Source organism: Plantactinospora sp. CNZ321 (assembly GCF_004217235.1).
This window is the reverse complement of sequence record NZ_SHKQ01000001.1, coordinates 411,853-435,204: the sequence shown is the minus strand read 5'-3', so window position 1 is coordinate 435,204 and position 23,352 is coordinate 411,853. Positions and strand designations below refer to the sequence as shown.

Annotated in this window: 24 protein-coding genes and 1 pseudogene; 17 read left to right on the top strand and 8 right to left on the bottom strand. The window is 71.7% G+C overall.

Features of this window, described 5'->3' with window-relative positions; all coding sequences use genetic code 11:
- Positions 1 to 224 precede the first annotated feature (224 nt).
- The 3 genes from EV371_RS01890 (at position 225) to EV371_RS01880 (ending at position 2,623) form a co-directional block, all read left to right on the top strand.
- Positions 225 to 1,172 carry a heme o synthase gene (locus EV371_RS01890; protein WP_130460515.1) on the top strand — a complete coding sequence of 316 codons (948 nt, stop codon included), beginning with the start codon at positions 225 to 227 and terminating at the stop codon, positions 1,170 to 1,172.
- A 195-nt stretch (positions 1,173 to 1,367) separates the two neighbouring features.
- A complete protein-coding gene (locus EV371_RS01885) occupies positions 1,368 to 1,703 on the top strand; it encodes a hypothetical protein (protein ID WP_130460514.1) in 336 nt (111 codons plus the stop codon).
- A 5-nt stretch (positions 1,704 to 1,708) separates the two neighbouring features.
- Positions 1,709 to 2,623 carry a hypothetical protein gene (locus EV371_RS01880; protein WP_130460513.1) on the top strand — a complete coding sequence of 305 codons (915 nt, stop codon included), beginning with the start codon at positions 1,709 to 1,711 and terminating at the stop codon, positions 2,621 to 2,623.
- 54 nt (positions 2,624 to 2,677) lie between these two features.
- On the opposite strand, the gene EV371_RS01875 is transcribed toward EV371_RS01880, so the two are convergent.
- The gene (locus EV371_RS01875) at positions 2,678 to 3,628 is read right to left on the bottom strand and encodes a COX15/CtaA family protein (protein ID WP_130460512.1); all 951 of its coding nucleotides are present in this window, start codon (positions 3,626 to 3,628) and stop codon (positions 2,678 to 2,680) included.
- 107 nt (positions 3,629 to 3,735) lie between these two features.
- Between EV371_RS01875 and EV371_RS01870 the strand changes: the two genes are divergently transcribed.
- From EV371_RS01870 to EV371_RS01825, 10 genes are all read left to right on the top strand, one after another.
- Complete coding sequence (locus tag EV371_RS01870) at positions 3,736 to 4,500, top strand: helix-turn-helix transcriptional regulator (RefSeq protein ID WP_486484441.1); 765 nt, start codon at positions 3,736 to 3,738, stop codon at positions 4,498 to 4,500.
- The gene (gene sufB / locus EV371_RS01865; RefSeq protein ID WP_130460511.1) at positions 4,497 to 5,927 is read left to right on the top strand and encodes a Fe-S cluster assembly protein SufB; all 1,431 of its coding nucleotides are present in this window, start codon (positions 4,497 to 4,499) and stop codon (positions 5,925 to 5,927) included. Before EV371_RS01870 ends, sufB begins: the two co-directional genes overlap by 4 nt.
- 58 nt (positions 5,928 to 5,985) lie before the next feature.
- The gene (gene sufD / locus EV371_RS01860; protein WP_130460510.1) at positions 5,986 to 7,152 is read left to right on the top strand and encodes a Fe-S cluster assembly protein SufD; all 1,167 of its coding nucleotides are present in this window, start codon (positions 5,986 to 5,988) and stop codon (positions 7,150 to 7,152) included.
- A complete protein-coding gene (locus tag EV371_RS01855) occupies positions 7,152 to 7,481 on the top strand; it encodes a Rieske 2Fe-2S domain-containing protein (RefSeq protein WP_130465585.1) in 330 nt (109 codons plus the stop codon). Before sufD ends, EV371_RS01855 begins: the two co-directional genes overlap by 1 nt.
- Positions 7,478 to 8,251, top strand: a complete 774-nt coding sequence (gene sufC / locus EV371_RS01850; RefSeq protein WP_130460509.1) for a Fe-S cluster assembly ATPase SufC — start codon at positions 7,478 to 7,480, stop codon at positions 8,249 to 8,251. The genes EV371_RS01855 and sufC overlap by 4 nt, the downstream gene beginning before the upstream one ends.
- 22 nt (positions 8,252 to 8,273) lie before the next feature.
- Positions 8,274 to 9,581, top strand: coding sequence for a cysteine desulfurase (locus EV371_RS01845; RefSeq protein WP_130460508.1), 1,308 nt, complete (start codon positions 8,274 to 8,276; stop codon positions 9,579 to 9,581).
- Complete coding sequence (sufU, locus tag EV371_RS01840) at positions 9,581 to 10,072, top strand: Fe-S cluster assembly sulfur transfer protein SufU (protein ID WP_130460507.1); 492 nt, start codon at positions 9,581 to 9,583, stop codon at positions 10,070 to 10,072. Before EV371_RS01845 ends, sufU begins: the two co-directional genes overlap by 1 nt.
- Positions 10,069 to 10,446, top strand: coding sequence for an iron-sulfur cluster assembly protein (locus EV371_RS01835; protein WP_130460506.1), 378 nt, complete (start codon positions 10,069 to 10,071; stop codon positions 10,444 to 10,446). The genes sufU and EV371_RS01835 overlap by 4 nt, the downstream gene beginning before the upstream one ends.
- Positions 10,447 to 10,627: 181 nt before the next feature.
- Positions 10,628 to 12,070, top strand: coding sequence for a CBM96 family carbohydrate-binding protein (locus EV371_RS01830; protein WP_130460505.1), 1,443 nt, complete (start codon positions 10,628 to 10,630; stop codon positions 12,068 to 12,070).
- 130 nt (positions 12,071 to 12,200) lie between these two features.
- Complete coding sequence (locus tag EV371_RS01825; protein ID WP_130460504.1) at positions 12,201 to 12,848, top strand: acVLRF1 family peptidyl-tRNA hydrolase; 648 nt, start codon at positions 12,201 to 12,203, stop codon at positions 12,846 to 12,848.
- 57 nt (positions 12,849 to 12,905) lie between these two features.
- Here the strand turns inward: EV371_RS01825 and ypfJ are convergent, their stop codons facing one another.
- Positions 12,906 to 13,811 carry a KPN_02809 family neutral zinc metallopeptidase gene (gene ypfJ / locus EV371_RS01820; protein ID WP_130460503.1) on the bottom strand — a complete coding sequence of 302 codons (906 nt, stop codon included), beginning with the start codon at positions 13,809 to 13,811 and terminating at the stop codon, positions 12,906 to 12,908.
- Between the two features lie 282 nt (positions 13,812 to 14,093).
- On the opposite strand from ypfJ, the gene EV371_RS01815 reads away from it, so the two are divergent.
- The 4 genes from EV371_RS01815 (at position 14,094) to EV371_RS01800 (ending at position 19,417) form a co-directional block, all read left to right on the top strand.
- Positions 14,094 to 15,701: an ABC-F family ATP-binding cassette domain-containing protein gene (locus tag EV371_RS01815; protein ID WP_130460502.1), complete on the top strand. Its 1,608-nt coding sequence runs from the start codon at positions 14,094 to 14,096 to the stop codon at positions 15,699 to 15,701.
- 553 nt (positions 15,702 to 16,254) lie between these two features.
- Complete coding sequence (locus tag EV371_RS01810) at positions 16,255 to 16,482, top strand: helix-turn-helix domain-containing protein (protein ID WP_007462679.1); 228 nt, start codon at positions 16,255 to 16,257, stop codon at positions 16,480 to 16,482.
- Between the two features lie 46 nt (positions 16,483 to 16,528).
- A complete protein-coding gene (locus EV371_RS01805) occupies positions 16,529 to 17,293 on the top strand; it encodes an enoyl-CoA hydratase/isomerase family protein (protein WP_130465584.1) in 765 nt (254 codons plus the stop codon).
- A gap of 168 nt (positions 17,294 to 17,461) precedes the next feature.
- On the top strand, positions 17,462 to 19,417 hold the full coding sequence (locus tag EV371_RS01800; protein ID WP_207230684.1) for an ABC transporter ATP-binding protein: 1,956 nt from the start codon (positions 17,462 to 17,464) through the stop codon (positions 19,415 to 19,417).
- On the opposite strand, the gene mug is transcribed toward EV371_RS01800, so the two are convergent.
- The 6 genes and pseudogenes from mug to EV371_RS01775 form a co-directional block, all read right to left on the bottom strand.
- The gene (gene mug, locus EV371_RS01795) at positions 19,402 to 19,989 is read right to left on the bottom strand and encodes a G/U mismatch-specific DNA glycosylase (RefSeq protein WP_130460500.1); all 588 of its coding nucleotides are present in this window, start codon (positions 19,987 to 19,989) and stop codon (positions 19,402 to 19,404) included. The genes EV371_RS01800 and mug overlap by 16 nt on opposite strands.
- On the bottom strand, positions 19,986 to 20,111 hold the full coding sequence (locus EV371_RS34035) for a hypothetical protein (RefSeq protein WP_486484440.1): 126 nt from the start codon (positions 20,109 to 20,111) through the stop codon (positions 19,986 to 19,988). Before EV371_RS34035 ends, mug begins: the two co-directional genes overlap by 4 nt.
- A 98-nt stretch (positions 20,112 to 20,209) precedes the next feature.
- A complete protein-coding gene (locus EV371_RS01790; RefSeq protein WP_130460499.1) occupies positions 20,210 to 20,971 on the bottom strand; it encodes an SDR family oxidoreductase in 762 nt (253 codons plus the stop codon).
- A gap of 41 nt (positions 20,972 to 21,012) precedes the next feature.
- Positions 21,013 to 21,494 (bottom strand): annotated as a pseudogene (locus EV371_RS01785) (SCO6045 C-terminal-like domain-containing protein); the annotation flags it as partial.
- Between the two features lie 80 nt (positions 21,495 to 21,574).
- On the bottom strand, positions 21,575 to 22,429 hold the full coding sequence (locus tag EV371_RS01780) for an MbnB/TglH/ChrH family RiPP precursor modification enzyme (protein WP_486484439.1): 855 nt from the start codon (positions 22,427 to 22,429) through the stop codon (positions 21,575 to 21,577).
- Positions 22,417 to 23,343 (bottom strand): TIGR04222 domain-containing membrane protein, encoded by a 927-nt coding sequence (locus tag EV371_RS01775; RefSeq protein WP_130460496.1) that lies wholly within the window; start codon positions 23,341 to 23,343, stop codon positions 22,417 to 22,419. Before EV371_RS01775 ends, EV371_RS01780 begins: the two co-directional genes overlap by 13 nt.
- Positions 23,344 to 23,352 lie beyond the last annotated feature (9 nt).

Below are 23,352 nucleotides of genomic sequence, written 5' to 3'. Positions count from 1 at the left end.
CCTCATGACCCTAGCGACCGCTTCCGCGCGCCAACCCCCGGATCTCGTCCAGCGGCCACGCGGTTCGCCGGAAGTGTGATCGTTCGCACCGGGGAAGGGTCGCCCGGGCAGCGAAAACGACGACGCGTAGGCTGTCGGTCGGCGTGCAGGCCCGGTCGGCCGCCCGCCAACCGCGCTGCCTCCGCAGCCAATCACCGTGTGTCGACGCCGGAAGGTGGCAATCCGTGAGCATGATCACCGAGCGCCCCGTGACCGGCGATGCCCCGGCCGCGGGGGCCCAGGGCGAGGTCACCCGGCGACCGGACGTGCGCGCCCGGATCCGGGCCTACGTCGCGCTGACCAAGCCACGGATCGTCGAGCTACTGCTGATCTCCACGGTGCCGACGATGATGCTGGCCGCGGACGGGATTCCGTCGCTCTGGCTGGTCGGCGTGGTGCTGGTCGGCGGATCGCTGGCTGCGGGCGCGGCCAACGCGCTCAACTGCTACATCGACCGGGACATCGACCAGGTGATGAAGCGGACCAAGCGCCGCCCGCTGCCGACGCACATCGTGGCGCCCCGCAGTGCGCTGGTCTTCGGCCTGGTGCTGGCGGCGGTCTCGGTGACCCTGATGGCGGTCTTCACCAACTGGCTGGCCACCGCGCTGACCCTCGGTGCGATCGCCTACTACGACCTCGTCTACACCCTGTGGTTGAAGCGGACCACCTGGCAGAACACCTTCTGGGGCGGCATCTGCGGCTCGGCTCCGGTGCTGATCGGCTGGGCGGCGGTGACGGGCTCGCTCTCGCCGCAGGCCTGGGGGCTGTTCGCGGTGGTGTTCTTCTGGCAGCTACCGCACTTCTACGCCCTGGCCATCAAGTTCAAGGACGACTATGCCCGGGCCGGCATCCCCATGCTGCCGGTGGTGGCCTCGGTCCGCCGGGTCACGACCGAGATCGTGGTCTACACCTGGTTGACCGTGGCGGCGTCGGTGCTGGTCTGGCCGCTCGGCATGGGCCCGGTCTACGGGGTCACCGCGCTGGCGGCGGGCGGGATGTTCGTCGTCGAGGCGCACCGGTTGAGCCAGCGGGCCGCCCGGGGCGAGTCGGTCAAGCCGATGCGGTTGTTCCACTGGTCGATCACGTACCTGACGGTCCTCTTCGCCGCGGTCGCGGTCGACGCACTGCTGTAGCCTTTCGCGGCTTTTGCCCCTGTTCGTCCTGTTCACCCGTCATTGAACGTGAATAATGGTTTTGAATTAATCGCGTATACGCGGAAAAATCGCCCAAAGCTGGTGAGTGGTTCCGGTAAACGTCGTCGTAATTGGGATCACAAATTATCGGTAGCTGCCCCGCGCGGCCGGCGAAGTCTGCTTAGGCTTCGCGTTATGGCAGAAGGTTCCGATACGACGCCGACGGGCGAGCAGACCGTCGCGGGCCAGACACCCAACGGTCTGGTCGCCGGCATCCAGTCGTTCGCGGCTGGGCACGGTGGCGCGAAGGCGGTCATCGAGTACGTCGGCAAGCGGGGCGCACGCATTGTCCTGGTGGGGGAGGACGGCGTGTGGGCTGACCAGTTCGCGGAGAGTACCGACGTCGCGCGACTGGCCTGCGCCAAGGCGGGGGTCGCCGTGGAGAACGAATGGGAGCGGGAACTGATGGACCAGATGCGTCCGAGTAACGACCTATGGCGGTCGATGGCTCGACGTGCCCTGGCTCGTTGATAGTTTTGTCCGATAACATCCGCGCGACCCGGGGCCAGCGGCCCCGGGTCGCTCTCGTTACCTGTGCCGAACTTCCTGGACTCGACCCCGATGACCGGCTCCTGCTGGAGCCGCTCGCCGAACGCGGCATCCGGGTCGAGCCGGCGGTATGGGACGACCCGGGCGTGGACTGGGCCGGCTACGCCCTGGCGGTGCTCCGCTCGCCGTGGGACTATCCGACCCGGCGCGCCGAGTTCGTCGCCTGGGCCGAGACCGTGCCCCGGCTGGCCAATCCGGCCGACCTGGTGCGCTGGAACACCGACAAGCGCTACCTGCGGGAACTCACCGAGGCCGACCTGCCGACCGTGCCGACGACCTGGCTCGGCCCGGACACCGCCTGGACCCTCCCGTCAGCGCCCGGCGAATACGTCGTCAAGCCCGTCGTCGGCGCCGGAAGCCTGGACACCGGCCGGTACGACCTGGCCGACGCGGAGCAGCGCGACCTTGCCGCCGCACACGTGCAGCGACTCCAGGCGGCGGGTCGGTGGGTGATGGTGCAGCCGTACCTGGCCGCCGTGGACACCGCCGGGGAGACCGCGCTGCTCTACGTCGCCGGCCCGGACGGGCTCCGGTTCAGTCACGCGGTCCGGAAGGGGGCGATCCTGGTCGGCCCGGACCACGGCGTCGAGGGGCTGTTCCGGCCGGAGGAGATCACCCCGCGTACCCCGGCCGAGCCGGAACTCGCGGTCGCCGAGCGGGTACTGGCGGCGTTGCCCGGCGGGCCGGAGCGGCCGCTCTACGCCCGGGTGGACCTGATTCCGGGCCCGGACGGCGCACCGGTGCTGGTCGAGCTGGAACTGACCGAGCCGTCGCTCTTCCTGGCCCACGAGCCGGGCGCGGCCGACCGGCTGGCCGACGCCATCGCCGCCCGCCTCGGCTGAGGGTGTGACGAAGGGCCCCCGCTACAACGGAAGACGACAGGAGGGGGCCCTTCCTCACACCCGTTCGAGTAGCCGGGGGTCGGTGGTGGGGGGTGGGGCGGCGGCCGGGGCGGTGCGTTGCCGGGTCGACCAGAGCACCGCGAGGGCGGCGAGCCAGACCAGGCAGGAGCCGAGCATGTGCGCGCCGACCAGCGTCACCGGCAGGCCGGTGAAGTACTGCACGAAGCCGATCAGGCCCTGGCCGAGTTCGGCGAGGACCAGCAGGCCGGCCGCCCGGACCGCGCCGGCCGGTGCGCCGACCGCGCGGAACGCGAACCAGATGGCGATGGAGAGACCGAGCAGCAGGAAGACCGAGTCGGCGTGCACCTGGGAGATGGACTCCGGATCCAGGCCGTTACGGGCCGCCCCGGAGTCGCCGGAGTGCGGGCCGCTGCCGGTCACCCAGGTGCCGACCACGAGTACCGCGGCGGCCACCCCGGCGGTCAGCCAGGCGAGTGCCCGCAGCGGTGCCGGTACGACGAGCCGGGCCGGTCCGTCCGGTTCGAGGGTCCGGCGCCAGAACGCGTACGCGGCCGCGATCACCGCCATCGAGGCGAGGAAGTGCAGCCCGACCACCCACGGGTTCAGGTCGGTGAGCACGGTGATCCCGCCGATCACCGCCTGCGCCGGGATCCCGAACGCGGCGCCGACGCTGAGCAGCCGGAGTTGCCGGCGGGCGGGGCGCTGCCGCCAGGCGGCGACGACTCCGGCGATGACCACGGCGGCGAGCACGAAGGTGAGCAGCCGGTTGCCGAACTCGATCACCCCGTGCACGCCCATCTCGGCGGTGGTCACGTACGAGGAGTCGGTGCAGCGGGGCCAGGTGGGGCAGCCGAGTCCGGACTTGGTCAACCGGACCGCACCGCCGGTCACGACGATCAGCACGTTCCCCACCACGGAGGCGAGGGCCAGCCGCGACAGGGTGGGTTTGCCAGAAAATTCGCCGAATCGGCTCACGGCGGCCATGGTACGTGCAAATGTGATCATGCTGGGCGGCGCGTCCGTCGTCCGGTGGTCTGGATCACCGGACCCCGGATTTGCAGACCAAGGACGAAATACGTAACGTTGGCGTAGTGAAAAACCTGGCGGCGTTCTCGGAGCAGGAGCGGGTGACCCATCCGGTCACCGGTTCCGCCGTGGCCGCCGCCGGTGGGGGCGCCGGTCCGGACGGCCGCCCCACCCGGGACCGGGTGACCCAGCTGCTGCTGGAGCACGGCGCGGCCACCGCCGCGCAGCTCGGCGCGGAGCTGGGGCTCAGTCCGGCGGCGATCCGCCGGCACCTGGACGCGATGCTCGCCGACGGCGACGTGATCGCCCGCGACCAGGTCGTGCGTGGCCAGCGCGGTCGGGGGCGTCCCGCCCGGATCTTCCGGCTCACCGATTCCGGTCGGCGTCGCTGCGGCACCCACACCTACGACGGGATGGCCACCGCCGCGCTGCGCTGGATCTCCCGGCACGGTGGGCCGGACGCGGTCGAGGCCTTCGCCGCCGAGCAGGTCGCGGCGCTGGAGGCGCGTTGCCGGGCCGCCATGGAGGGCGCCGGGGACGACCCGCTGGCCAGGGCCGAGGCACTCGCCGGGGCGCTGACCGCGGAGGGCTACGCTGCCAACGCGTCCACGATCGCCTCCGGCGGGCAGCTGTGCCAGCACCACTGCCCGGTGGCCCACGTGGCCGTCGAGTTTCCCCAGCTGTGCGAGGCCGAGACGGCGGTCATCTCCCGCCTGGTCGGCAGCCACGTGCAGCGCCTCGCCACCATCGCCCACGGCGACGAGGTGTGCACCACGCACATCCCGGCCCAGCCCAAACCTTCCGCCAGCAGTGTGAGGACAGATAGATGACCGAGCAGATCGTCCAGCCCATGACGCAGGAGGAGCAGCTCGCCGCTCTGGGTCGCTACGAGTACGGCTGGGCCGACTCCGACATCGCCGGTGCCGCCGCCCAGCGGGGCCTGAACGAGGCCGTGGTCCGGGACATCTCCGCCAAGAAGGACGAGCCCGCCTGGATGCTCGACCTGCGGCTGAAGGGGCTGCGGCTGTTCGGCCGCAAGCCGATGCCGAACTGGGGCGCCGACCTGGGCGGGATCGACTTCGACAACATCAAGTATTTCGTACGGTCCACCGAGAAGCAGGCCGCGAGCTGGGAGGACCTGCCCGAGGACATCAAGAACACCTACGACAGGCTTGGCATCCCGGAGGCCGAGAAGCAGCGGCTGGTCGCCGGTGTCGCCGCGCAGTACGAGTCCGAGGTGGTCTACCACAAGATCCGTGAGGACCTGGAGGAGCAGGGTGTCGTCTTCCTGGACACCGACACCGCGCTCAAGGAGCACGAGGACCTCTTCAAGGAGTACTTCGGCACGGTGATCCCGGTCGGCGACAACAAGTTCGCCGCGCTGAACACCTCGGTCTGGTCCGGCGGCTCCTTCATCTACGTGCCGAAGGGCGTGCACGTGGAGATCCCGCTCCAGGCGTACTTCCGGATCAACACCGAGAACATGGGGCAGTTCGAGCGGACCCTGATCATCGTCGACGAGGGCGCGTACGTGCACTACGTCGAGGGCTGCACCGCGCCGATCTACTCCTCCGACTCGCTGCACAGCGCGGTCGTCGAGATCATCGTCAAGAAGAACGCGCGCTGCCGCTACACGACCATCCAGAACTGGTCGAACAACGTCTACAACCTGGTCACCAAGCGGGCGGTCTGCCACGAGGGCGCGACCATGGAGTGGGTCGACGGGAACATCGGCTCCAAGGTGACCATGAAGTACCCGGCGGTCTTCATGACCGGCGAGCACGCCAAGGGCGAGGTGCTCTCGGTGGCGATGGCCGGTGAGGGCCAGCACCAGGACGCCGGTGCCAAGATGGTGCACGCCGCGCCGCACACCTCCAGCACGATCGTCTCCAAGTCGATCGCCCGGGGTGGTGGCCGGACCTCCTACCGGGGCCTGGTGCAGGTGCTGGAGGGCTCGCACCACAGCAAGAGCACCGTCAAGTGCGACGCGCTGCTGGTCGACACCATCTCCCGGTCGGACACCTACCCGTACGTCGACATCCGCGAGGACGACGTGGCGATGGGGCACGAGGCGACCGTCTCCAAGGTCAGCGAGGACCAGCTCTTCTACCTGATGAGCCGGGGCCTGAGCGAGGACGAGGCGATGGCGATGATCGTGCGCGGCTTCATCGAGCCGATCGCCAAGGAACTCCCGATGGAGTACGCACTGGAGCTCAACCGGCTGATCGAGCTGCAGATGGAGGGTGCGGTCGGCTGACGCCCGCACCGCCCGTCGATCCGCCTTGCGACCTCGTCGAGACAAGACCAAGGAAGAGATGACTACCGAAGCATTCGCGCCCGCCGCGCCGGTCGCGCAGACCAAGGCGCAGACACTCCGCTCGTACGACGTCCGCGACTTCCCGGCCCTGACCGGCCTGGAGGAGGAGTGGCGGTTCACCCCGCTGAAGCGGCTGCGTGGTCTGGCCGACGACACCTTCACCCCGGTCGACGGCCGGCTGCGCTACGAGGTCACCGCGCTGCCGGACGGGGTGACGTTCGGCGGCGTGCCCCAGGGTGACGCCCGGATCGGCAGCGTGCTGACCCCGTTCGACCGGATCAGCGCGCTGGCGCACGGCCGGGCCGGCGAGGCGGTGGTCGTCGCGGTGGCCCCGGAGACCCGGCCGGCCGAGCCGGTGACCGTGCGGCTGGTCGGGCAGGGCGCCGACGGTGCCTCCTTCGGGCACACCTTCCTCGACGTCGGCCGGTTCGCCGAGGTCACCCTGGTGCTGGAGCAGACCGGTTCGGTGACCCTGGCCGACAACGTCGAGGTCGCGGTCGGCGAGGGCGCGAAACTGACCCTGGTCACCGTCGCCGACTGGGCGCCGGACGCGGTGCAGGCCCAGCACCTCAAGGTCCGGCTCGGCCGCGACGCCGAGGTGACGCACATCCAGGTGAGCCTGGGCGGGGACCTGGTCCGGCAGTACACCAGCGTGGAGTACACCGGCCGGGGCGGCGAGGCCGAACTCTACGGCCTCTACTTCGCCGACGCCGGTCAGCACCTGGAGCACCGCCAGATGGTCGACCACAGCGTGCCGGACTGCCGCAGCTACGTCGGCTACCGGGGCGCGTTGCAGGGCGCGGACGCGCACACCGTCTGGGTCGGCGACGTGCTGATCCGGGCCGCCGCCACCGGCACCGACACGTACGAGATCAACCGCAACCTGGTGCTGACCGACGGCGCCCGCGCCGACTCGGTACCCAACCTGGAGATCGAGACCGGTGAGGTGGCCGGCGCCGGGCACGCCAGCGCGACCGGGCGTTTCGACGACGAGCAGCTCTTCTACCTGATGTCCCGGGGCATTCCCGAGGACGAGGCACGCAAGCTGGTGGTCCGGGGCTTCTTCGGCGAACTGCTGAACAAGATCCCGGCCGAGGAACTGCGCGACCGGCTGGGCGAGCAGATCGAGACCAGGCTGATGAAGGCCGGGGCCGGCGGTTCATGATGATCCGGATCTGTTCGACCGAGGACGTGCCGAAGGGCAGCGTCATCTCCGCGGACGTGGACGGGACGGAGATCGCCGTCGTGCACGCCGAGGACGGCAACTTCTACGCCATCTACGACGAGTGCTCGCACGCCGCCGTCCCGCTCTCCGAGGGCGAGGTCGACGGCTGCACCCTGGAGTGCTGGCTGCACGGCTCCCGCTTCGACCTGCGTACCGGCGAGCCGACCGGACTGCCGGCGACCGAACCCGTACCCGTATACCCCGTCGAGATCCGCGACGGCGACATCTACCTGAGTCTCACACCGAGCAATGGAGTTACCGCACCATGAGCGTTCTGGAGATCCGTGACCTGCAGGTGTCGGTCCGGCTGCCCGAGGGCGAGCTGAAGCCGATCCTGGCCGGGGTCGACCTCACCGTGCGGGCGGGGGAGACCCACGCGATCATGGGCCCTAACGGGTCCGGCAAGTCGACGCTGGCGTACTCGATCGCCGGCCACCCGAAGTACGAGATCACCGGCGGCGAGGTGCTGCTGGACGGCCAGGACGTGCTGTCGATGGCCGTGGACGAGCGGGCCCGGGCCGGCCTCTTCCTGGCCATGCAGTACCCGGTCGAGGTGCCCGGGGTGTCGGTGGCGAACTTCCTGCGTACCGCGAAGACCGCGATCGACGGCGAGGCGCCGAAGCTGCGTACCTGGGCCGGCGAGCTGCGCGGCGCGATGGAGCGGCTCCAGATGGACCCGGCGTTCGGCCAGCGCAACGTGAACGAGGGCTTCTCCGGCGGTGAGAAGAAGCGGCACGAGATCGTCCAGCTCGAACTGCTCAGGCCGAAGGTGGCGATTCTCGACGAGACCGACTCCGGCCTCGACATCGACGCCCTGCGGGTGGTCAGCGAGGGAGTCAACCGGGTCCGGGAGACCGGCGAGACGGGCCTGCTGCTGATCACCCACTACACCCGGATCCTCCGCTACATCAGGCCGGACTTCGTGCACGTCTTCGTCGCCGGCCGGATCGTCGAGGAGGGCGGCCCGGAACTGGCCGAGAAGCTCGAGGCCGAGGGCTACGAGCGGTACGCCACCGGCGCCGGCACGGCCCGGGTCTGAGGGCCGGAAGGGCGCCGTCGAGATGACCACGATCGCGATCCCGCCGGGGATGCCACAGTACGACGACGCGCCGCGCTACGACGTCGAGGCGGTACGCGCCGACTTCCCGATCCTGCGGCGCGAGGTCAACGGCCACCCGATGGTCTACCTCGACAGCGCGAACACCTCGCAGAAGCCCCGGCAGGTGCTGGACGTGCTGCGCGAGCACTACGAGCGGCACAACGGCAACGTCTCCCGCTCGGTGCACACGGTCGGGACGGAGGCGACCGAGGCGTACGAGGCGGCCCGGGCGAAGGTGGCGACCTTCGTCAACGCGCCGAGTCCGGAGGAGGTGGTCTTCACCAAGAACTCCACCGAGGCGATCAACCTGGTCGCGTACGCCTTCTCCAACGCCTCGCTCGGCGGCGCGGCCGGCGACCCGAGGTTCCGGCTCGGGCCGGGCGACGAGATCGTGATCTCCGAGATGGAGCACCACTCGAACATCGTGCCGTGGCAACTGCTCTGCGAGCGGACCGGCGCCACGCTGCGCTGGTTCCCGGTCACCGACGGCGGCCGACTCGACGAGTCGGGGCTGGCGGAGCTGGTCAACGAGCGGACCAGGCTGGTCTCGATCGTCCACATGTCGAACATCCTCGGCACGATCAACGCCACCGCCCGGATCGCCGAGCGGGTCCGCCAGGTCGGCGCGCTGCTGCTGCTCGACTGCTCGCAGTCGGTGCCGCACCTGCCGGTGGACGTGGTCGACCTGGATGCCGACTTCATCGCGTTCACCGGGCACAAGATGTGCGCGCCGAGCGGGATCGGGGTGCTCTGGGGCCGGGGCGAGCTGCTGGCCGCGATGCCGCCGGTCTTCGGCGGCGGTTCGATGATCGAGACGGTGAGCATGTCCGGCTCGACGTACGCGCCGCCGCCGGCCCGGTTCGAGGCGGGTACGCCGCCGATCGCCGAGGCGGTGGCGCTGGGTGCGGCGGTGGACTACCTGACCGGGATCGGCATGGAGGCGATCCAGTGGCACGAGAAGGAGCTGACGGCGTACGCGCTGGACGCCCTGGCGACGGTGCCCGGACTGCGGATCTTCGGCCCGGCGGTACCCGTCGGCCGGGGCGGGACGATCTCGTTCGCGCTGGACGGCATCCACCCGCACGACGTGGGTCAGGTGCTGGACGCCGAGGGCATCGAGGTGCGGGTCGGTCATCACTGTGCGCGACCGATCTGCGTCCGGTTCGGCGTACCGGCGACGACCCGCGCCTCGTTCTACCTGTACACCACGACCAGCGAGGTCGACGCCCTGGTGCGCGGTCTGGAACAGGTACGGAAGGTGTTCGGGTAATGCAGGTGGACCAGCTCTACCAGGAGATCATCCTGGATCACTACAAGCATCCGCACGGGCGTGGGCTGCGCGAGCCGTACGCTGCCGAGGCGCACCACGTCAACCCCACCTGCGGGGACGAGGTGACCGTCCGGGTCGCGGTGGACGACGACACGCTCAGTGACGTCTCCTACGACGGTCTGGGCTGCTCGATCAGCCAGGCGTCGGCGAGCGTGCTGCACGAGCTGCTCAGCGGTAGGGACACCGGGGCGGCGTTGGCGGTGCACTCCGCGTTCGTCGAGCTGATGTCCGGGCGCGGGCAGGTGACCCCGGACGAGGAACTGCTCGGCGACGCGGTGGCGTTCGCCGGGGTGGCCCGCTATCCGGCGCGGGTGAAGTGCGCGCTGCTGCCCTGGATGGCGTTCAAGGACGCCGCGGCCCGGGCCGGCGTGGACGTCGAGGTGGCCGGCGACGAGAACGGTATCGAGCGGAGCGAGGTGAAGACGGCATGACTGATCAGGACACGACGACCGGGTCGGCCGCGTCGACGGGGTCGACCGGCAGGGCCGCGGTCGCCGACATCGAAGAGGCGATGAAGGACGTCGTCGACCCCGAGCTGGGCATCAACGTGGTCGACCTCGGTCTGGTCTACGGCGTACACGTCGACGACGAGAACGTCGCGACCCTGGACATGACGCTGACCTCGGCGGCCTGCCCGCTGACCGACGTGATCGAGGACCAGGCCCGGCAGGCGCTGACCACCGGCCCCGGCGGTGGCCTGGTCGACGACATCCGGATCAACTGGGTATGGCTCCCCCCGTGGGGGCCCGACAAGATCACCGACGAGGGCCGCGACCAGCTGCGGGCGCTCGGCTTCAACGTCTGAGGTACGGGGAGGGGCTCCTCCGCTCCCATCGCGGGCCGGCACCGGCCAGCCCACCCGGGTCGCCACGACCCGCGCCGACAGTTCGTGTGCGGGATCTGTGCGTCCGGGCGGCAGGCTGACCGATCGAGAAATGCCATCGATCGAGAAATGCCGTTGCCCGTTTCCGCGTGAGGAGCCTGGATTGGAACCGTTCGAACCCCGGTTGGTCCGACGACCGAGGTACCTGGCGTGGCTGCCGGTCGTCACGGTGGCGTCCGTGCTGGTCGGCGGCGCCCCGGCAGCCGGCGACACCGCCCGCCGCGCGCCGGCCGAGCTGCCGACCGGCGCCGTCTCCGCGTCGACCGACGTACGTGTGCCGGCCACCGTCGACACGTACGTGGTGCAGGAGGCGCCGACCACGGTGTACGGCTCCGCCACGAAACTGGCGGCGTCCAACTGGTCCACCCCCTGGCACTCCCAGATCTACCTTCGGTTCTCCCTGCCCGCCCCGCCGGCCGGTCAGCGCCTCTCCGCGGCCCGGTTGGAGCTGACCTTCCAGAAGCTGACCCAGCAGCCGTCCGCGCTGGAACTGCGGCAGGTGAGCAACTCGACCTGGTCCGAGGCGATCACCTACGCCACCCGGCCGGCCACCGGCGCCGTCCTGACGACGACGGCCATTCCCGGGTCGGGAGTGACCCAGCTCTCCGTGAACGTCCCGACCGCGGCCGCGACCACCGGTCCGGTGTCGTTCGCGTTGACCAACCCGACCGCCCAGTCCGCAGCCGTCTTCCACTCCCGTGAACACGGCGCCGACGGACCGGCCGTCGTGCTCTCGTACACCTCCGTCTCGGGAACGACGCTCTGCGGCGCGTCCTTCGCCCGGGAGAACGGCGAGAGCTGGGCGGGGGCACTCGCCCGGGAGGATTCCCTGTTCAACGGGTTGGAGGCGGTCCGGTTCTTCCACGGCAGCGTGCCGCCGGCCTGGCCGGGACCGCTCGACGTCGGTGACCGCACCTTCGTGGTGTCGTTCAAGGGCAACGCCCGCGACCACGCGGCCGGCGTGCACGACGCACACATGCGGCAGTGGTTCGCCAGCGCGCCACGGGACCGCGACATCTACTGGATCTACTACCACGAGCCGGAGGACAACATCCGGGACGGCGAGTTCACCGCGGCGGAGTACCGCGCGGCGTGGCGGCACATCAAGGCCCTCGCCGACGAGGCCGGCAACCCGCGACTGCACGCCACCCAGGTGCTGATGCAGTGGACGCTGGTAGCCGAGTCCGGGCGGAACTGGCGGGACTACTACCCCGGCGACGGCGTGCTCGACGTACTGGCCTGGGACGTCTACAACTACGACAGCACCGCCGCGAAGGGCCGCTATCTCGCCCCGGCGACCCTGCTCGACCCGGTGCTGGCGGCGAATGCCTCGGTGGGTCTGCCGTTCGGCGTCGCCGAGATGGGCAGCCACATCGCGGCCGGTGACAACGGCAGCGGACGGGCGGCCTGGGTGACCGCGATGAACGACTATCTGGCGGCGAACGGCTCGCTGTGGAATCTCTGGTTCGACCTCGACTGGTCGACCGGGGACTACCGGCTGCGTGACTCGGCCGGTGCGGCGGTCTGGCGCCAGTTCTGCTCCTAGCCGACCGGCAGCACCGCGCCGACAGGCGCCGGTCAGCGCGGTGGGCGTCGGCGGGATCCCCCGCCGGCGCCCACCGGCCGGTCCGGACCCGGCGGCCGGGTTCCGGTGGCCGACGTCGTACCGTTCGGGGATGAACAGCCGACCCGCCGCCGGCGGTGGCCGCTGGGTGGACGTGCCCCCGGCCCGGCTGGCCCGCTGGCTCGACGGTTTCGCCGAACGGCACGGCGGGCCGCCCGAGGTCGCCACCGGGCCGGACGGGCCGCGGCTGACCGCCCCGGACGGCACCCTCGCGGTGCTGCACCCGCCGCCGGGGGTGCCCGGCGACGGCGACCTGCCCGTCTTCCTGGCAGCCGTCACGGCGCCCCGGCGGCTGGGGCTGCTGCTGGCCCGCAAGGGAGCGGTGGCGGTCGGCGTCGCCCAGGGCGACCGCCTCGTCGTCTCGAAGGTGGACAGCCGGTACGTGCAGGGCCGCACGGCCGCCGGCGGCTGGTCCCAGCAGCGGTTCGCCCGGCGGCGGGACAACCAGGCGAGGGCCGCCGCCGCGGACGGCGCGGAGCTGGCCGTCCGGCTGTTGCTGCCCGAGGTCCGCCGGCTCGCCGCGGTGGTGGCCGGCGGTGACCGCCGGGCGGTGGAGATGATCCTGGCCGACCGCCGGCTGGCCCCGCTGGCGGCGCTGCGGGCCGAACGCCTGCTCGACATACCCGAACCCCGGCACGCCGTCCTGGTCGAGGCGATCCCCGCCGCCCGGGCGGTACGGGTGCTGGTCCGCGACCCGTAGCCGGGGCGGGCCGGCTCGGCTGGTCCGCGATCCGTAGCCCGGGCGGGCCGGAGTGGCTCAGCGGGCGGTGCCGAAGGTGTCGCAGGAGGTCGGGTCGCCGCTGGCGTAGCCGGTGCCGAACCACTTCTGCCGGTCGGCCGAGCTGCCGTGGGTGAACTGCGACTCGTCGATCCGGCCGCCGGACCTGCGCTGGATCGCGTCGTCGCCGATCGCCGCCGCCGTGTCCAGGCCCTCCTGGATGTCCCGCTCGGTGAGGCTGGTGAAGATCTTCACACCCCGGTCGTCGGCGGTGCCGGTGGCGTTGCGGGCCCAGGCCCCGGCGTAGCAGTCCGCCTGAAGCTCCAGCAGCACCGAGAGGCGGTTGGCCTCGTCGGGGTTGGCCTGCCGCCGGTCGCGTACCCGTTGCTCGGTGCCGAGCAGGTCCTGCACGTGGTGCCCGTACTCGTGCGCCAGCACGTACGGCTGGGCGAACTCGCCGGGGGCGCCGAGCTGCTCGGCGAGTACCCGGTAGAAGCTCAGGTCGATGTAGACCAGGTCGTCGAGCGGGCAGTAGAACGGCCCCACCCCCGAGTCGGCCCGGCCGCACGCACTGTTCACCGCCTGCTCGAAGAAGACCGTGTCGGATTCCTGGTACGGCTGGTCGAAGTGTTGCGGCATCGCCCGCTGCCAGTACGCCTGAATCGAGTTGACGTAGAGGGTGTTGCGGCAGTCCAGTTGGCGCAGCGCGTCGGTGGCGTCGCAGCGCTGTTCGAGCGCGGTGTTGTCGCCCTGCTCGGCGCCGCCGCCGCCGGTGAGCTGGCTGATGCCGAAGCCGCCGCCGACCAGGGTGACCAGGACGGCGATGATCAGGCCCACCACCCCGCCCCGGCCACCGCCGATCGGGATGGGGATCCCCCCGCCGCCGGACCCGCGCCGGTCCTCCACCTGACTGGTATCGATCCGTGCGTCCTCGTTGAGTTCCATCGCGTACCCCGATCGCCCGATCGTCGATGTTCGCTCGATGTCGCGTGTTCGCCGGCTGTCGCCCGACCCGCCGATGTCGCGGATGTGACCGCCGGATGTCGCGGACTGTCGATACCCGGTGATCTTGATCCGTAATCCGGCCCCGGTGCCAGCCAGCCGCCCGGTACAATCGCACCGTGCTGCTCTGCGAAGGCTGAACGCCCCGCGCCGACGGATCTGTGGTCCGCCGGCCCGTCCGTGTGCCCTGAGTCAGCCTTCGACCCCGAGAGCGAGTCCTCCGAAATGATCACTGCGAGCGGCCTGGAACTCCGTGCCGGCGCCCGGATCCTGCTGTCCGACACCACGCTGCGGGTCCAGCCCGGCGACCGGATCGGCCTGGTCGGCCGCAACGGCGCCGGCAAGACCACCACCCTCAAGGTGCTGGCCGGCGAGGGCCAGCCCTACGCCGGGCAGATCGACCGGCGTAGCCAGGTCGGCTACCTGCCGCAGGACCCGCGTACCGGCGACCTCGGGGTCACCGCCCGGGACCGGGTGCTCTCCGCCCGGGGCCTGGACGTGCTGATGGCCCAGATGAAGGAGATCGAGGAGCGTCTGGCCGACACCGCCGGCGACGACCGGCTGGTCCGCCGGTACGGCGCGCTGGAGGACCAGTTCGCCTCCCTCGGCGGCTATGCCGCCGAGGCGGAGGCGGCGCGGATCTGCGCCAACCTCGGCCTGCCGGACCGGGTTCTCGCGCAGACCATCGGCACCCTCTCCGGCGGCCAACGCCGCCGGGTCGAGCTGGCCCGGATCCTGTTCCGGGACGCGGCCGAGAACGGCGGCGGCATCCTGCTGCTCGACGAGCCGACCAACCACCTGGACGCCGACTCGATCACCTGGCTGCGCGGCTTCCTCGCCGCGCACAAGGGCGGCCTGATCGTGATCAGCCACGACGCCTCGCTGCTGGAGGCCGTGGTCAACAAGGTCTGGTTCCTGGACGCCACCCGCTCGGTGGTCGACGTCTACAACGTCGGCTGGCGGAAGTACCTGGAGCAGCGGGAGACCGACGAGCGGCGGCGCCGCCGGGAGCGGGCCAACGCCGAGAAGAAGGCCGGCGCGCTGATGGCCCAGGCCGACAAGATGCGGGCCAAGGCGACGAAGACGGTGGCGGCGCAGAACATGGCCCGGCGGGCCGAGAAGCTGCTCTCCGGGCTGGAGGAGGCCCGGGTCGCCGACAAGGTGGCCAAGGTGCGGTTCCCCAGCCCGGCGCCGTGCGGCAAGACGCCGCTGACCGCCAGCGGGCTGTCGAAGTCGTACGGTTCGTTGGAGATCTTCGCCGACGTCGACGTCGCCGTCGACCGGGGTTCCCGGGTCGCGATCCTCGGGCTCAACGGTGCCGGCAAGACCACCCTGCTGCGGATCCTCGGCGGGCTGCTGGAGCCGGACACCGGCGAGGTGCGGCCGGGCCACGGGCTGCGGCTGGGCTACTACGCGCAGGAGCACGAGACGCTCGACGTGGACCGCAGCGTGCTGGACCACATGCGCAGCGCCGCCAACGAGCAGTCCGACACCGACCTGCGGAAGATCCTCGGTGCGTTCCTCTTCTCCGGCGAGGACGTGGACAAGCCCGCGGGGGTGCTCTCCGGCGGTGAGAAGACCCGGCTGGCCCTGGCCACCCTGGTCTGCTCGGGCGCGAACGTGCTGCTCCTGGACGAGCCGACAAACAACCTCGACCCGGTGAGCCGGGAGCAGGTGCTCGACGCGATCGCCCGCTATCCCGGGGCGATCGTGCTGGTCACCCACGACCCGGGGGCGGTGTTGGCGCTCAAGCCGGACCGGGCGATCCTGCTGCCCGACGGTGACGAGGACGCCTGGAGCGACGACCTGCTCGAGTTGGTCGAGCTGGCCTAGCGGTGGTCCGGCCGCCGAGCGGGCCGGGGAATCCGCGTACTGACCGTCGACGATCTGCCGGATCGGCAACTTCCCGCCCCCGAAGAGCGGACGATGAGGACGGTCAGTACGACAATGTCTCGCGCTTGCCGGTGGCCGGCACAGACGAGACCGTGCGGACCGGAACTCCCATTTTGCGGATTCCCTCCCCGGGAATCCGAGCCGGGAACGGAACTCTCCGGTAGGCGAGCCGAAACTTGACGTCGGCGGAACGAAACTCGCCGGATGATGAGGCGAAGCTCCCGTGACGTGGAAGGAAACCCGACCAGGCGGCCGGAAACCATGTGAGTCAGCCTCACCTTTGGTGGGCTGCCACTCGAAATCCCTGCTGACGTGCGGTGCCGGTCCGGCAGGTGGGTGTGGACGGTGGCAGCGGCGCAATCACTGAATCGGGAAACTGACACTGCTGTGCGTGTCGGTTGGCGAAGAGTTGATATCTAGCGCATGATCGTTCGAGGCGGTCTAATAGGTGGGACCGTATCGAACCGCACAGTCTGGGACGTGAGGAATCAACATGGCAGCCACTGGCACAGCCACCAGCACTGAGAAGGGTCGCCGGATCGTCGGAGCCGAGCGCCAGACGCTCGCCAAGGACCTGGTCAAGCGGTATACCTCCGGCGAAAGCATCCGCGCCCTGGCGGCCTCGACCGGCCGTTCCTACGGGTTCATCCACCGGGTGCTCACCGAGTCTGGTGTACAGCTTCGTCAGCGTGGCGGAGCGCGTCGTCGGAAGAAGGCGTGATCCGTTCAGCAGCCTGGTCCGGACCCGTACGCCTGCGGACTTCTGCGTGACCGTCGGCGTACGACTCAACTGCGACGGGCCGGTCGCGACAGTGACGTTGTGCCGGCCCGACGTACTCAACGCACAGACCCCACAGATGTGGCGGGCGATGCGGGACTTCTCCCGGGATCTCCCGGGTGACGTACGCGTCGTGGTGGTACGGGGCGAGGGTCGAGCCTTCTCCGCCGGGCTCGACCTCTCAATGGCGACAGATCGGTCGGGGGCGGAGAACTCGCTGGCCGAGATGGCCACGTTGCCGCCCGAGGAGTGTGCCGAGCGGATCGCCGGCTTCCAGGCCGCTTTCACCTGGCTGCACCGACCCGACCTGGTCTCGGTCGCGGCGGTGCAGGGTCACGCCATCGGGGCCGGCTTCCAACTCGGGCTCGCCTGCGACCTGCGGGTGCTGGCCTCCGACGCCACCTTCGCGATGGCCGAGGTCACCCTCGGCCTGGTCCCCGATCTCGCCGGCACCAAGCGGCTGGTGGACCTGGTCGGTTACGCCCGGGCCCTGGAGATCTGCGTGACCGGCCGGCGGATCGACGCGGCCGAGGCCGCACGGCTCGGCCTGGCCACCGTGGTCGTGCCGCCGGAGGACCTCGACGCGGCGGTCGGGGACCTGACCGCGGCGATCCTGAGTGGCAACCGGGACGCGGTGGTGGAGATCAAGGCGTTGCTGGCCGGCGCATCCGGGCGCTCCCCGGCGGAGCAGCAGCGGGCCGAGCGCGAGGCACAGGTCCGGCGCATCCGTGATCTTGTCGGAGCCGGCGAATAGGCTGACCCGTCGACGGCGTGCTTGATCATCCGGCGCGGTGTGATCAACGGGCGATTCGGGAAGAATCGCGTCACCGCTCCGGTTGTCGTAGTCGTCGAGGACGGTCGTGGTCGTCTTCGACGGCGGTGGTCGTCGAGGACGACGGGGAGGTCGCGCGTGGTGAACCCGATGGGTGCCGGTGCCAGCATGGGCGGTTGGAACATGCTGCGCTCGTTGCGCAACCGCGACGAGGTGACCGCACACCGGGTGAGTCGGCGCAGCGTCCGGCGGGTGGTCGAGTTCGCCCGACCCTACCGGCGCGACATCGTGGTGTTCCTGGTCACGGTGATCTTCGCCGCGGTCATCGGGGTGGCGACCCCGGTCCTCGCCGGTGACGTGATCAACGCGATCTCGGGGGGCGGCGCCGACGCGGGCGGCGTGGTCGTCCGGCTGGCCCTGGTGATCGCCGGCCTGGCGGTGCTGGACGCACTGCTCTCGCTGGCCCAGCGCTGGTACTCGGCGCGGATCGGCGAGGGGATCATCCTCGACCTGCGGACCCGGGTCTACGACCACGTCCAGCGGATGCCGTTGCAGTTCTTCACCCGTACCCAGACCGGTGCGCTGGTCAGCCGGATCAACAACGACGTGACCGGCGCGCAGCGGGCCTTCACCAGCACCCTCTCCGGGGTGGTCAGCAACATCATCCAGCTCGTGCTGACCGCCGCGGTGATGTTCACGCTCTCCTGGCAGATCACCGCGCTCTCCCTGGTGCTGCTGCCGATCTTCATCATCCCGGCCCGCCGGGTCGGCCGCCGGCTGGCGGAGATCACCCGGGAGTCGTACGACCTCGACGCCAAGATGAACGCCACCATGACCGAGCGGTTCGGGGTGGCCGGCGCGCTGCTGGTCAAGCTCTTCGCCCGGCCGGAGGTCGAGGCACGGCGCTTCGGCGACCGGGCCGAGCGGGTCCGTGACATCGGCATCCAGTCCGCGATGTACTCCCGCACCTTCTTCGTGGCGATGCTGCTGGTGGCCGCGCTGGCCCAGGCCCTGACCTACGGGCTCGGCGGCTGGCTCGCCGTCCGGGGCGAGGTCAGCGCCGGCACGGTGGTGACGCTCGCGCTGCTGCTCACCCGCCTCTACGGACCGCTGACCGCACTGTCGAACGTCCGGGTGGACGTGATGAGCGCGCTGGTCTCCTTCGACCGGGTCTTCGAGGTGCTCGACCTGGCCCCGTCGATCGCCGAGAAGCCGGGCGCGGTCGAGATCCCGCGCGGCACCGGGCGGCTGGAGTTCTCCGACGTACGGTTCCGCTATCCGACCGCCGCCGAGGTGTCGCTCGCCTCGCTGGAGGAGGTCGCCACGCTGGACCGGACGGTCAACGAGCCCGTGCTGCGCGGCGTCTCGTTCACCGTCGAGCCGGGCCAGATGGTGGCGCTGGTCGGCCCCTCCGGTGCCGGCAAGTCCACCACCTCGATGCTGGTCTCCCGGATCTACGACGTGACCGACGGCGCGGTCCGGGTCGGCGGCATCGACGTCCGGGACGCCACCCTCGACTCGCTGCGCGACACCATCGGGGTGGTGACCCAGGACTCGCACCTGTTCCACGAGACGATCGCCGAGAACCTGCGCTACGCCAAGCCCGACGCGACCGACGAGGAACTCTGGGCGGCCCTGCGCGGCGCCCAGGTGGAGGAGTTGGTCCGCTCGCTGCCGGACGGGCTCGACACGATGGTCGGCGAGCGCGGCTACCGGTTCTCCGGCGGCGAGAAGCAGCGGATCGCCATCGCCCGTCTGCTGCTCAAGGCCCCGTCGATCGTGATCCTCGACGAGGCCACCGCACACCTCGACTCCGAGTCCGAGGCGGCGGTGCAGCGGGCGCTGTCGGTGGCGCTGAGCGGGCGTACGGCGCTGGTCATCGCGCACCGGCTCTCGACAGTTCGGGAGGCCGACCAGATCCTGGTACTCGACCGCGGACGGATCGTCGAACGGGGCCGGCACGACGAACTGGTCGCCGTCGGCGGCCTCTACGCCGAGTTGTACCGGACCCAGTTCGCCGTCGCCGACTCCCCGGCCCCGTACGCCGACGCGGTCGGCCCGGAGCCGGTGGTCGCGATGCCGCGCCCCGACTACGACCCGGTCTGACCCACCTCCTGGCGGACCGCCGCCCGCAGCGCCGCGAACTCGGCGGCCAGCGCCGCACCGGTGAAGTGTGCGTTCAGCCCGCTCGGGTTCGGCAGCACCCACAGGTGTGCCCCGCCGAGCGTCTCCGGCTGCCGTCCGATCTTCGCCGTACGCCGTCCGAGTGCCGTCCGGTACGCCGTCACCCCCAGCAGAGCCACCCAGCGCGGCCGGTACCGCCGGACCTTGCCGACCAGCAGCCGTCCGCCCTCGACCAGTTCGTCCCGGGTCAGCTCGTCGGCCCGGGCGCTGGCCCGGGCCGCCAGATTGGTGAGGCCCAGCCCGTAGCCGAGCAGTTCGGCCTGGTCGACCGGATCGACCAGGCGTGACGTGAACCCGCCCCGGTACAGCGCGGGCCAGAACCGGTTGCCGGGTCGGGCGAAGTGCCAGCCGGTCGCGGCCGAGTAGAGACCCGGGTTGATGCCGCAGAAGAGTACGTCCAGGCCCGGGGCGATCAGGTCGGGGAGCAACCGGTCGGCCGCCGCAGCGACCTCGGCCGGGGTCGGCCGGGGCCTGGACCGCGGCGCCGCCGTCACGGCCGGCCGTTGTTCCGGGTCGCCAGGAGCACCACCACCAGCACGGCGACCAGCACCAGGCAGCAGAGCCCGCCGACGGCGAGCACGATCATGCTGATGAGTCCGATGGCCCCCACCTCCATGACAACGGATGGCAACTCTATCCGGGCCAGCGCCCGAGCCGGGACGCCGGGAGCGGCCGAACAGCGTGCGCGGCCCGGCCCGGGACGCCGAGACCGGCTCAGAGGCTGCGCAGCGCGCCGCCGTCGACCGGCAGGGTGACCCCGGTCAGGTAGCTGGCGGCGGGGGAGAGCACGAAGGCGGCGACCCGGCCGAACTCGTCCGGGTCGCCGAGCCGGCGCAGCGGTATCGCCTCCTCCGCCTCGGCCCGGGCCCGCTCCGGGTCGCCACTGGCCGCGAAGAGGGCCCGGTTTCGGTCGGTGAGGATCCGGCCCGGCAGCAGGCTCAGCACCCGTACGCCGCGCGGGCCGTACTCGTCGGCCATGTCCTTGGCCACCCCGGCCAATCCCGGCCGGAGCCCGTTCGAGATGCCGAGCCCGGGGATCGGCGCCCGCACCGAGCTGGAGAGCACCAGGCCGAGCGCGCCACCGGCGGGCAGTGCCGCCGCGATCGTCCGGGCCACCCGGACCGTGCCGAGGAAGACGGTCTCGAAGGAATCCCGCCACTGCGCGTCGGTGGCCTGGGCGGCGCTGCCCGGTGGCGGTCCGCCGACCGAGACGAGCCCGCCGTCGAGCCGACCGAACCGCTGCACGGCGGTGTCGACCAGGCGGGTCGCGGTGTCCGGGGCGGCCAGGTCGGCGGCGAGCCCGACCACCCGGTCCTCCGGGCCGAGCAGTCCTGCCGCCTCGGCCACCTGGTCGCGATTCCGGGCCGAGATCACCACCCGGGCGCCGTCGGCCACCAGGGCGCGCGCGGTGGCGAGGCCGAGTCCCTTCGATGCGCCGGTGAGCACGTACACCCGATCGGCGAGTCCGAGGTCCATGGCCGAGATCCTATGACCCGGGCGGCGGCGAGCCGATCTTCGGGTTGGCGACGCCGGGGACGTTCCACATCCGTACCCGGCCGGCGACCTGTACCACCAGTACGGTCCCGGTCCGGCGTAGCGCCGGGAGCCGGCGCCGGCGCGGGGGCGTGCGGCCGTCGTACCGCCAGCCGGCCTCCCGGGCGGCGAGTTCCTCGGCGGCCCGCCACGGCAGCGCCCCGTCGGCGGCCAGGTGCCGGGCCAGATCCCAGCCGTCCCGGATCGAGCCGGAGGTCGGACGACCGGCCGCCCAGGCGGCGAAGACGGCCGGCCAGCGCCGGCCGTGCCCGGCGGCGAGCAGCGGCCAGTGCCGGGCGACCTCGCCGGCCCGCTTGTGCAGCAGCGCCGAGCGGGCCACCGCGACCAGCCGGGCGTCGAACCCCGGGGGCAGCGGTCCCCCGGCCACCAGGGCGGCCACCAGCGCGGCCTGCCGGTCAGCCAGCGTCCGGGCCGGGCCCGCCCCGGTCCGGATCTCGTCGGTCATCTCAGCTCACCGCCGTCCATCTCAGCTCACCGCCGGTCAGCCGGCGTCCCGGCCGGGCCCGGTCCGGATCGGTGTCCATCTCAGGTCACCGTCGGGTAGCCGGCGGCGGCGGCGATGGCGTCGAGTTCGGCGCGGAGCACGGCGGCCGGTGGGAAGTGCCCGTCGCGCTCCAGCAGCAGTGCCGGCGGCCGGTGCCGGGCACAGAGCTCGGCGACCAGGTCGAGTACCTCCGGCGGCACCGGGTCGGTGTGCGTGTCGTGGTAGATCCCGTCGTTGGCCGCTCCGCCGGCGACGTGCACGTAGCCGACCCGCTCCAGCGGCAGCCGGTCGAGCAGGTCGAGCGGGTCCGCGCCACGGTTGCGGGCGTTGGCGTAGACGTTGGCGACGTCCAGCAGCAGCAGTGCGCCGGTGCGGTCGAGGATCTCGGTGAGGAAGTCAGCCTCGTCCAGCTCATCGTCCGGCCAGTCGAAGATGGCGGCGATCGGCTCCAGGGCCAGCGGTACGGAGAGTTCGGCGCGTACCCGGGCGACGTTGCCGACCACCGCGTCGACCGCCTCCCGGGTCCGCGGCAACGGGAGCAGGTGCCCCGCCTCGATCCCGCCAGCCCGGACGAAGGCGATGTGCTCACTGGCCAGCGGCGCGTCCAGCAACTCGGCGGCCCGGGCGAACTGGCGTACCCGGGCCGGCTCGACCGGATCGGCACCGCCGAGGGAGAGCCGTACCCCGTGCGGTATCACCGCCACGCCCCGGCGGCGCAACTCGGCGAGGCCCGGCGGCAGCCCGGCGGCCGGTATCGACTCGGCGATCACCTCGACGAAGCGCAGGCCGGGCAGCTCCGCGACGAAGCCGGCGATCTCGGGTCGCCAGCCGATCCCGACGCCGTATCCGCCGTGCTCCGGCCCTGGCACAGCGTCCGCGCTCGTCATCCGCCGCATCCGCCCCCGCATCCACCGCCGCATCCGCCCCCGGATCCGCCGCCGCAGCCCGAGCTGTCCGCGCCGCCGGAGCCGCCGCCGGACGACCAGCCGCTGCCGCCCACCGCCGATCCGCTCATCGCGCGCTGCACCTCCGCCTCGGCCGCGAACGCCGGGTCGAAGGCGACCAGCGCGGCCGTGCCGAACAGCGCGATCCCCAACGCGGCGCCGGCGGCGCCGTAGGTGGCGTAGGCCGGCGACTGCCGCGGTGCGAGGTGCTGGTGCTGCCGGCGCAGGTCGCGCAGCAGCGCGTTCGCGGCCCGGGTCCGGCGGGGGACCGCGCCCAGCAGCACCACGGTGGTAGGGCCGAGCACCAGCAGGCTCAGCCCCAGGTAGCCCACCGGCTGGCCGCCGGCCACTCCGGCGAAGAGCCGGACCAGGCCGACCGCCACCAGGGCCAGCAGCAGTACCGGGCCGAGCCGGGCGATCGACCGGGCCGACGGTGGCGGCGCCAGACCGCTCCGGACCAGGCCGTCCCGGAGGCCGGCGAGCGCCACGAGGACCTGCGGGTCGTTGCCGAGGCTCCGTCCGGGTACACCCTGTGCGGCCGCCTGGTGCACGGCGGCCTCCATCGGTGTGGCCGGCACCGGCAGCGGCCCGGTCCGATCCAGCCGGCGTTGTGGTGTCGCGCCGACGGCCCCGGCGGCGCGCAGCCCGCCGAGCGTGGCGTGCACGGCCAGCCGGTCACCGCCGGCCAACCAGGCGAGCGGGATGGGATGCGGCGGCTCGGCCCCGGGCGGGCGGCGCCCGGCGAACCCGACCAGCCGGTGGAGCAGGGTGCCGAGCAGGACCAGCCCGGCGGTCGTGAGGTAGAGGGTGAGGAAGATCGGCCCGGGTACGCCCCAGGTCGCGGCCTGCGTCGTCAGCACATCCATCGGGGGTGA